This window comes from Chloroflexota bacterium (assembly GCA_018648225.1).
In the GTDB taxonomy this organism is placed as follows: Bacteria; Chloroflexota; Anaerolineae; order Anaerolineales; family UBA11858; genus NIOZ-UU35.
This window is the reverse complement of sequence record JABGRQ010000049.1, coordinates 7,922-16,193: the sequence shown is the minus strand read 5'-3', so window position 1 is coordinate 16,193 and position 8,272 is coordinate 7,922. Positions and strand designations below refer to the sequence as shown.

At 49.4% G+C, this 8,272-nt stretch carries 11 protein-coding genes and 1 tRNA gene; 8 read left to right on the top strand and 4 right to left on the bottom strand.

The window, feature by feature from the left end; genetic code table 11:
- Positions 1–181, top strand: a 181-nt coding sequence (locus HN413_03015; protein MBT3389356.1) for a DUF2267 domain-containing protein, incomplete at its 5' end; no start/stop codon positions are given.
- Between the two features lie 8 nt (positions 182–189).
- Here HN413_03015 and HN413_03010 read toward each other — a convergent pair.
- Positions 190–1,413, bottom strand: coding sequence for an HAD hydrolase-like protein (locus HN413_03010; protein MBT3389355.1), 1,224 nt, complete (start codon positions 1,411–1,413; stop codon positions 190–192).
- Positions 1,385–1,726 carry a hypothetical protein gene (locus HN413_03005; GenBank protein MBT3389354.1) on the bottom strand — a complete coding sequence of 114 codons (342 nt, stop codon included), beginning with the start codon at positions 1,724–1,726 and terminating at the stop codon, positions 1,385–1,387. The genes HN413_03010 and HN413_03005 overlap by 29 nt, the downstream gene beginning before the upstream one ends.
- A 270-nt stretch (positions 1,727–1,996) precedes the next feature.
- Between HN413_03005 and HN413_03000 the strand changes: the two genes are divergently transcribed.
- Positions 1,997–2,221: a hypothetical protein gene (locus HN413_03000; GenBank protein ID MBT3389353.1), complete on the top strand. Its 225-nt coding sequence runs from the start codon at positions 1,997–1,999 to the stop codon at positions 2,219–2,221.
- Positions 2,222–2,273: 52 nt separating this feature from the next.
- Here HN413_03000 and efp read toward each other — a convergent pair whose 3' ends face one another.
- Positions 2,274–2,831, bottom strand: coding sequence for an elongation factor P (gene efp / locus HN413_02995; GenBank protein ID MBT3389352.1), 558 nt, complete (start codon positions 2,829–2,831; stop codon positions 2,274–2,276).
- 324 nt (positions 2,832–3,155) lie between these two features.
- Here efp and HN413_02990 point away from each other — a divergent pair, with 324 nt between their 5' ends.
- Genes HN413_02990 through HN413_02980 form a run of 3 tightly spaced genes read left to right on the top strand, consistent with a single transcriptional unit; the run spans position 3,156 to position 5,339 of the window.
- Positions 3,156–3,542, top strand: coding sequence for a response regulator (locus HN413_02990; protein ID MBT3389351.1), 387 nt, complete (start codon positions 3,156–3,158; stop codon positions 3,540–3,542).
- Positions 3,543–3,577: 35 nt separating this feature from the next.
- Positions 3,578–3,946, top strand: a complete 369-nt coding sequence (locus tag HN413_02985) for a hypothetical protein (GenBank protein MBT3389350.1) — start codon at positions 3,578–3,580, stop codon at positions 3,944–3,946.
- Complete coding sequence (locus tag HN413_02980; protein MBT3389349.1) at positions 3,939–5,339, top strand: peptidoglycan DD-metalloendopeptidase family protein; 1,401 nt, start codon at positions 3,939–3,941, stop codon at positions 5,337–5,339. Before HN413_02985 ends, HN413_02980 begins: the two co-directional genes overlap by 8 nt.
- A 5-nt stretch (positions 5,340–5,344) precedes the next feature.
- Here HN413_02980 and HN413_02975 read toward each other — a convergent pair whose 3' ends face one another.
- Positions 5,345–5,608, bottom strand: coding sequence for a hypothetical protein (locus HN413_02975; GenBank protein MBT3389348.1), 264 nt, complete (start codon positions 5,606–5,608; stop codon positions 5,345–5,347).
- A 310-nt stretch (positions 5,609–5,918) separates the two neighbouring features.
- Between HN413_02975 and HN413_02970 the strand changes: the two genes are divergently transcribed.
- The 3 genes from HN413_02970 to HN413_02960 all read left to right on the top strand — a co-directional run bounded on the left by HN413_02970 (position 5,919) and on the right by HN413_02960 (position 8,068).
- Entirely contained in the window at positions 5,919–7,502 is a 1,584-nt protein-coding gene (locus HN413_02970) for a hypothetical protein (GenBank protein MBT3389347.1), read from the top strand.
- A 46-nt stretch (positions 7,503–7,548) separates the two neighbouring features.
- Positions 7,549–7,989: a hypothetical protein gene (locus tag HN413_02965; protein MBT3389346.1), complete on the top strand. Its 441-nt coding sequence runs from the start codon at positions 7,549–7,551 to the stop codon at positions 7,987–7,989.
- 6 nt (positions 7,990–7,995) lie between these two features.
- A tRNA-Arg gene (locus HN413_02960) sits at positions 7,996–8,068 on the top strand.
- Positions 8,069–8,272: the final 204 nt, after the last annotated feature.

The window sequence follows — 8,272 nt, the reverse complement described above, 5'->3', positions numbered from 1 at the left end:
GTTAGTAGTTGAGAAAACTGGAATTTCGGAAGAACTTGCTGAGAAAGCGGTTATGGTCGTGTTGGATTATGTCAAAGACAAACTGCCCGATTCGATTGCCGGGCGGCTGGACGATATTCTCGAAGGCGGCCTGGATACTGGCGATTTGCTGAAAGGTCTTGGCGGACTGTTCGGCGGATAAAAACGATTTTACGACTGCAATCTTGTGATCGTTTCAATGGTCTTATGCACCTGACGAATATGCAGGCGATCATGGCGGGCCATAAACCCGGCCAACTCGTCCAGACGCGTAGGGCCAAAAATGGCATGATGAGCGGGTAGCTTCCAATCGCTGGTGGCTAACTCGTCTAATAATTCTAAAGTTTCGATGCGGGCGGCGAGGAAATTTGCTAAGGCTTTCTCGCCGTTTTGCTGTTTATAGCCGCGCTCTGCCGCCCAGATATCGCTATCCACACCGGGAATAAAGGGGTTTTCGCCGCGGGTGATGGCTTGCAAGCGCGGCAGGTTGATTTCGTGTTCTACATCTCGTAAATGACAAATAATCGCAGTCAGGCACCACTCTTCTGGATCAGGGCATTTTCCCCACCAATCGTGTGGAAATTCTGTAGTCATACCCGCCAGCGCCGCGGCGCAGCCCCTCAGAGTAGCGATGATGGCGCTGGGTGTCTCGTATTTGGCTTTAAGTTGTTCGGGGGGCTGGCTGTCGATCCAAGGGAGTACATCGGTCAACGCGCCGCTAGCAGTGGGGGCAGGAAAACCATCAGGGATTTCAGCGCCCAACTCCGTAATCCAGAAAACGGGCAGCCCCAGCCCGTTTGCGCCGCGCACATCGTGGTCTGGATCATTCCCGATCATCAAAATCGGCCCTTCGGGCCAGCCTATCCGACTTAAAAATTCGGCAAAATAGGCCGGGTTGGGCTTGGCAAAATGAAACGTTTCGTAGGATGGAATCAGCGCAAAGGGGTATTTCTGCGGATCAAGGCCAGCCCAGCGCAATCGCTGGACAATGGCGGTGCGTGGGAAGAGGGGGTTGGTTGCAATTCCGATGCGATAACCGCGCTCGAGGGCTTGCGCTATGAATTCGACAGCCTCAGGAATGAAGTGGGTCAGCCCTTCGAGTTTGGAGAATTCTTGCTCGTAGAATTCATCAATTTGCCCGCGGACACTGGATTTTTGCATCCCCAAGGGCTTGTAAAAATGCGGGTCAAAGGTTTCTTCCAGAGTGCGGTCGGGACGTTGATTTTGGAACATGCGCTCGGTGGCGGCGAACATTACCGGCGGCATTTCCTGGAGATCAAAGTGACCGGCCATGTGCTGGCCTAATTTGCCGAGATAAGCTGGGATGAATGTATCCATGCCGTTCCCCAGCAGGGTGTCGTCGAGATCAATCAGAAGCGTGAGTGTTGGGGTCAAAGGAATCTCCGGTGAAGATTTCGGGCAGCGAGTGACATTTGCCGCAGCCAATCTGGGGTTCGGCGACAGCTTGTTCAGTTTTTTTACAATAAGCGCTGATTTGCACTTCGGGAGGCAAAATGAAAAACGGGCGCACCACAGTGGCATTAAGAACCATGTGCTGACAGGCATTGGCGAGGTGGATTCCAGGAACCGGGCAAGTATTGCACAGCTTGGCTTGCCAATTTTCGAGCAGGCGGCATTCTTCGCGGTTGCGGCCGCGGTAGTAATCGCCATAGAAGTAGGGGCATTCTTTTCCGACAGGTGTTCGCATGGGGCAAATTATAGCATGGAGATTCTTAAAATATCTGAATCACTTGACGAAAGAACGTATGTTCTATTATACTTTTGCATCTAACGCGATGATGCCCCCGGTATCTGGAAAATAGTGGGGGCATCACCTGTTTCTACCAGCGGATAGCTGGGGACTTTTTTATTATACCAGTACCACCGTATCTGGCAAATCTCTCCACTATCCATTCAGATTATTGGAATTATACAACGGCATAAATCCAATATATTTATTTATAGAGGAGAATTTTCGATGACCAAAGTTATTATAATTCAGGGCGGTAGTTTGGATAGCTATTATGAACAAACTCTCAACTATCTGCACCAGAAATATCACACATACCCAAGCAATTTGCTGGATTTGCATGTTGACCCGGATGTAGTGGCGGAAGTGGGGATGTACGAACGTCTGGCACGCGATACCGCGGCATCTGCGCCCATCGATTCCAGTCTGCCGCCGGGAAAGATTGTCTTATAAACCAAAAAAGCCAGCAAATTCGCTGGCTTTTTTTGACGATAGAATTCAAAACTTATACCCGTGTGACATATCCGCCGTTGCGGGTGTCCACGCGGATAACATCGCCGACTTCGACAAACGCGGGGGTTTCAACCTGCAATCCGGTTTCTACAGTCACTTTTTTCGTAACGCCGGTGGCTGTATCGCCGCGTACTGCAGGATCAGCTTTGGTAACTTCGTAGTCTACTGCGGTGGGCAATTCGATATCGAGGGGTTCGTTTTCGTAAATTGTTAATTTAAGCTCCATATTTTCTTTGAAATACAGGGCATATTCTTCAAGTACGTCTTTACGGATGGCGGGTTGTTCATAGGTTCCGAGGTCCATAAAATAATAGAATTCGTCATCGCTGTAGAGAAACTGCACCTCATGATGCTCCAGGCGAATATCTTGTACGCGATCGCTCGACGTGAAAGACAAATCAATGATATTGCCATTCCGCAAATCGCGGGCTTTTGTGCGAATTGTGGCCTTACCCCGACCAGGTTTATGGTGGGTATATTCCAGCACTTTGAAGATTTTTCCGTCCAGTTCGAAGGTTACGCCTTTGCGGAGTTCATTTACGTCGATCATTTTTCTGCCTCACGAGAATAGTCCAAATTCTGATTTTTAAAATAGTTAAGCCCGCTATAAAATACTCGAAAAAAGGGGTGTGCGATGGGTCAGGTTCACCGCACACCCCTTTTCAGGTTAGATTTCATTCAGACTGCCTTGTATTTCGAAATTATAGTCCAGGCAGCAGAGCGTGGCAAGAGGCTTGTGCTTGTGGTAAACTTTGCAACGATGACACGTATTTTGTGAGTGCTATTTGCGAGATATTTCTATTTCATCAAGCGTTTTTCTATGGTAGCGAAGGTCTTGGAAAAGTTTCAGCAACATGTGCTGGAGGATCATAGTATGGCCGATCGGGGAAAACACATTCTTTATATTGAAGACAACGCCGAGATGATCGATTTGGTAGAGATCATTTTAGGCACTAAAGGGTACAAAGTTACCGGCGTTCTGGGCGGCGCTGAAGGATGGAAATCTATTCAGGAACTTTTGCCCGATTTGGTATTGCTCGACTTGATGATGCCCGATGTTGATGGATGGGAAGTCTATCAGAATATTCGTGATACGGAAGCAACCCAACACATCCCTGTTGTGGTAATTACCGCCAAAGCCCAACAGATAGACCGTGTCCTGGCTGAAAATGTTGCCGGTGTGCAGGGATATTTGCCAAAACCCTTCAAGAATGTCGAGCTTTTGAAACTGGTGCAAGAAGTATTAGGTACTCCAGCGTAAAGACCTTCGGTTGGCGGATTGGCAACGAAACCCCCATGCAACAAGTGAAAATCTATAATCACACCCGGGCGCTGCCTGGCGAGTTGCAAGCTAGATATTGTGATAGATTTGGCTGCCGTCTGCGCGGATTGAGTTTGCGGCGCGCATTGCCACAATCGCAAGGTTTATTGCTGGTTCAACAACGCGCCACGCGTCTGGATGCCGCAGTCCACATGTTTTTTATGAATTTTGATTTAGCCATAGTGTGGCTGGATGAGACCAAAATAGTTGTGGATGTGCGTCTCGCGCATCGCTGGCGTTCGGTACTCATGCCTCAAACGGCGGCGCGTTATATTTTGGAAATGCCAACCTTTTGGTTTGATTATTTTTCGGTTGGAGATCAGATTGAATTTGAAAATGCGTAATCTTATTAACCTGCTAATCGCAGCTTGCATACTTTTTCCGTGGGTTTCTGTTCAGGCTCAGGAAGAACAGCCGAATGGCCCGGTTTATATCATTGAGGCGGGCGACTCATTATGGGGAATTGCTCAACGCTTTGGCATCTCGATGGATGATCTGGCGGAAGCGAATGGCATCACCGACCCTGGACAAATTTCGATTGGCGCCCGGCTGGTGATCCCTGGCCTTCAGGGCGTACAAGGGGTTCTGGTTACGGAAGAAATTCCTTTCGGTGAAAATCTGGATAGTCTCAGTTTTCGTTATCAAATTGAGCGCGACATGCTGATAAAGTTGAATCACTTTACCAGCCCCGATGAGGCTTATGCTGGCTCGCAGGTGATTGTGCCGCAACGGGAAGGGGAGGCGCCGACTCGCTCGGTGGGGCGCGCCACTGTGAAGGTAAATCAATCCCTCATGGAACTGGCAATCAGCCGCGGGCTGAGTCCGTGGAGCCTTTTATCGGCCAGTCAACGCTCCGGGGGATGGGATCTGCTCCCTGGCGAATCAATCCATCTTGAAGGCGCTGCCATCCACGATGAGACCATGGGCGCTTTTCCGGAGGGCGTGCAACAGGTTTCAATCGCTTCATTGCCGCTCATCCAGGGGCAAACACTTTCGCTGCGTATTGCTGCGCCCGAAGGGACTTCTCTCACTGGTTTTTTGAATGAGCAACCGTTGAATTTCTTTCCTGATGATGATGGTTATGTAGCCTTGCAAGGGGTTTATGCATTGCTCGAACCAGGAAGCTACCCGCTTTCAATTGACGGAACTCTGCCAGATGGCACCCCTTTGCGCTTCTCTCAAACAATTTATGTGAGGGATGGTGATTACCCTTATGATCCACCGCTGGCGGTCGATTCGGTCACGACCGATATTGATAATAATGAAAATGAAAATGCGTTGTGGGCTGAAGTGGTCGCGTCACGAACCCCCGAAAAGTATTGGGCGGGGATGTTGCAAAGCCCGATGCCGGAATATTTAAGCGATTGTTTTCCCTCCTGGTTTGGTCATCGCCGCTCGTATAATGGCAGTGGTTATTTATTTTTCCACACCGGTCTGGATTTTTGCGGACAAACGGGCGTGGATATTTATGCTCCGGCGCCGGGACGAGTAGTTTTTGTGGGTGAGCTAATTGTGCGTGGCAATGCCACCGTGATAGATCACGGATGGGGTGTCTATACGGCTTACGGGCATCAGTCTGAGATATTTGTTTCGGCTGGCGACTGGGTGGAAACGGGGGATTTGATTGGCCTGGTGGGCGAAACTGGGCGTGTCACCGGCCCACACCTGCATTTCGAGGTGATTGTGGGTGGCGTGCAAGTAGACCCGCTGCAATGGCTCGGTGAAGAATTTCCTTAAACCACTTAGGCTTCGCTGTTTTCGTCTTCCATACTCTCGAATTCGCCAGCTTGATAGGCTTTGATCACATCCAGAGCGTCTTGTAACTGGTCATCAGCGACCAGGATATCGACCAGTCCAAAGGGGCCAACATTTACCCCCAAGGCTCTGGCAGCGCCTTCCATTGAAATGTAGGCGGAAATGCCCTGGGCTTCAAGCAGGCCGCGCAACACTTCGGCCTGAAATTCCCCTTCGATTTTTGCTGCCAATACCCATTTTGGTTGATTCATTGTAGCTTTCCTTTCGCGGTATTTCTTCTGCGAAGCTGTTCATCTGTGAAGCGCTTTGTGTTTTGGGGAACTGCCGTGAGAGACTCCTAAATGTGGACAACCACCATGGGGATTCACGGAGAACCCACCTTGTTTGTACTCCAGTGTAGAGTATAATAGTGTCCGCTCGAAAGCGCAAATGCGTTTTTTTATTAAACACACGTAATCTTAAATTAATCGCTCTGTGGGAATCAGCTCGGCAGTTCCCACAGAGCTGGAATAATAGGATTTTCGTCTGCTCTAATTCGTAATATATTTTGAGGCTGTCCATATGGTTGTTGTTTCCATGTCCATTCGGGAAGATTATTGGGATGATTTTGAACTTCAAGCTGAAGATGTCGATTTTCTTTACGCGCACTTGCTTGAGGTAGAAACACCCCTCACGCCTAATGAGTTAATCAAAGCCCTGGTTATCGATCGCATCCAGCGCGAGCTAAAAGCCATTGAGGTAAAACGCTTGTCCGGTGGGAGCGTTTACCTGCCCCAGGACGAGTACAAGATCAAGCAGAGCGTGGTTTTTCCTGCTCTCGATTGGCGGCAAGCCGAAGTGGTAAACAAAAGGGATGGATATAATCCTGATTTGGGCGAATTTTCTGTCATTGAGGTCAAATTTGAAAATGGCGAGGTGCGCGAATTTGCATCGGCATTGGCCAATCATCCGTTGAACATGCCGGAGGAAGTTGCTGAGAGTAATATACCCTCGCCGGATTCTGTATTGCGCGATTATGATGATATTTTGATCGAGCGTCTTGAAGAAGGCCTGCAAGATAATGCTGATTTTGTGTGCATTGCCGGACGCTGGTTCCCGCGCGCGCTGTTAGTTGATGTGAATACGGGGCACCTTAATCTTGCGGAAGCATTATTAGATATAGAAAGTGGCGGCCCGCTACCAACGAGCGAGTTGCTAAAACAGATTGAACTGTCCACAGACGAGAATCCGAAATTGGTCGAATTTTCTCTGGATTTAGCCTTACAGGAAGACAAGCGCTTTGATGAAGTTGGCCCGGCTGGAAAAGTACTCTGGTTTTTGCACCGGCTGGAACCGGAGGGGGTACAAGTTACGCCCGATGTGTTGCGCTACACTCCAATTGAATGTGAACGCAGCAACCTGACGCCAGAAATGCTCGAACTGGAACAGCGTCTCGATGATGAGTGGGCGCTTGAAAATCATGCCCGTGCCGACGCAAAGCACGATGTTGCCATACCCTTGCTGTATGCACATTGGCGTGCAGGCACGCTCCCACTGACGCGCCGGATTGGCGCACTTTTTCCTACAGCTTACGAAGCGCCGCGGATTTTATTTACACTGATTGATGGCGAAACCGGTGAAAATTTCCCGGGATGGGTGGTTCGCAAAGGCGGTTATGTCTTTGGTCTTGAAAAATGGTATCGTGATCGCGAATTGATGCCAGGAAGCATCGTTATTGTCCGTGCGGGTCAAAATAAAGGCGAAGTTGTTGTCGATGTTGAGGCACAGCGCTCTCGCAGAGATTGGGTGCGGACGGCGTTGGTTGGTGCCGATGGCGGCATCGTTTTTGCGACACTCAAACAAATGGTCAGCGCGGTATACGATGAGCGCATGGGCATCATGATCCCTGATATCAAAGCATTGGATTCCCTTTGGGAAAAACGCCAAAAACAACCCCTGCCCTTTGAACGCGTAGTTGCTGATGTTGCCCGCGAGTTAACCAAACTGAATCCGCAAAATCACGTCCATGTTTCCGAGTTGTATGCGGCGGTCAATCTTGTGCGGCGCTGTCCACCGGGACCGGTTATGACTTTATTGGCATCGCGCCCCTGGTTTGTGCATGTGGGTGATTTACATTTTCGTTTTGATGACTCAGCTGGTTCCTGAGAAGCAAAAAAACATCTTGATAGCTTGAAGAGAAGGAGTTTTTTAAGTGACTGAAGCGAAACGATATAGTCTGGTCACACCAACTTTGGATACACCTTTTCATATTGATTTTAATTGGTGGCAACAAAACGACCGTGAATGGCGCATCCACTTGAAGAGTTCCCTATGCCCGGAGCATCAGAATACATTTTCTGAAATGGTGGGTGATACGCAGGTCGATTGGGTAGATCCCGAAACCGCTGAAGTTCAGCGCGTGGATGGCTTGCAGCACACCCTTATTAGCCATTGTGCCAAAACTGTGGATTTTATTACCGAGCGAACATCCATGGTGGAATCAGTTTTTCGTTTGTTTCTGGCGAATGGCAATATGCATCTAACGGCGCGCGAATTGGCTGAACGCCTGAATCGCCCCGCAAACACGGTGCTGCGCACGATTTCTGGCGTACGTGTCTACAAGGGAATTCGCCCTTGTCCCGAATGTAAATAGCGTTCTGCCCCCGTAGCTCAATGGACAGAGCACCGGCCTTCTAAGCCGTAGGTTGTGCGTTCGAGTCGCACCGGGGGCGCCTGGATATTGGGGCAATGAACCTGCCAAAGTGGCAGGTTTTTTCTTAACGCCTATGCGAGTTGAGGCCGGAACGCCCGAAACAATAATTCACCGCCTATGCGGGTTGATCCAACCAGATACCAGGTCTCGGATCACCCATTTGGTTACGATATTGACTCGAAGTTTATAAGCTGATATTCTTTTTAAGCATTGACCCTATACA

Coding starts and splice junctions, on each gene's coding strand:
- HN413_03005 (MBT3389354.1), bottom strand. CDS start 1,726: ATGCGAACACCTGTCGGAAAAGAATGCCCCTACTTCTATGGCGATTAC.
- HN413_03000 (MBT3389353.1), top strand. CDS start 1,997: ATGACCAAAGTTATTATAATTCAGGGCGGTAGTTTGGATAGCTATTAT.
- efp (MBT3389352.1), bottom strand. CDS start 2,831: ATGATCGACGTAAATGAACTCCGCAAAGGCGTAACCTTCGAACTGGAC.
- HN413_02990 (MBT3389351.1), top strand. CDS start 3,156: ATGGCCGATCGGGGAAAACACATTCTTTATATTGAAGACAACGCCGAG.
- HN413_02985 (MBT3389350.1), top strand. CDS start 3,578: ATGCAACAAGTGAAAATCTATAATCACACCCGGGCGCTGCCTGGCGAG.
- HN413_02980 (MBT3389349.1), top strand. CDS start 3,939: ATGCGTAATCTTATTAACCTGCTAATCGCAGCTTGCATACTTTTTCCG.
- HN413_02975 (MBT3389348.1), bottom strand. CDS start 5,608: ATGAATCAACCAAAATGGGTATTGGCAGCAAAAATCGAAGGGGAATTT.
- HN413_02970 (MBT3389347.1), top strand. CDS start 5,919: ATGGTTGTTGTTTCCATGTCCATTCGGGAAGATTATTGGGATGATTTT.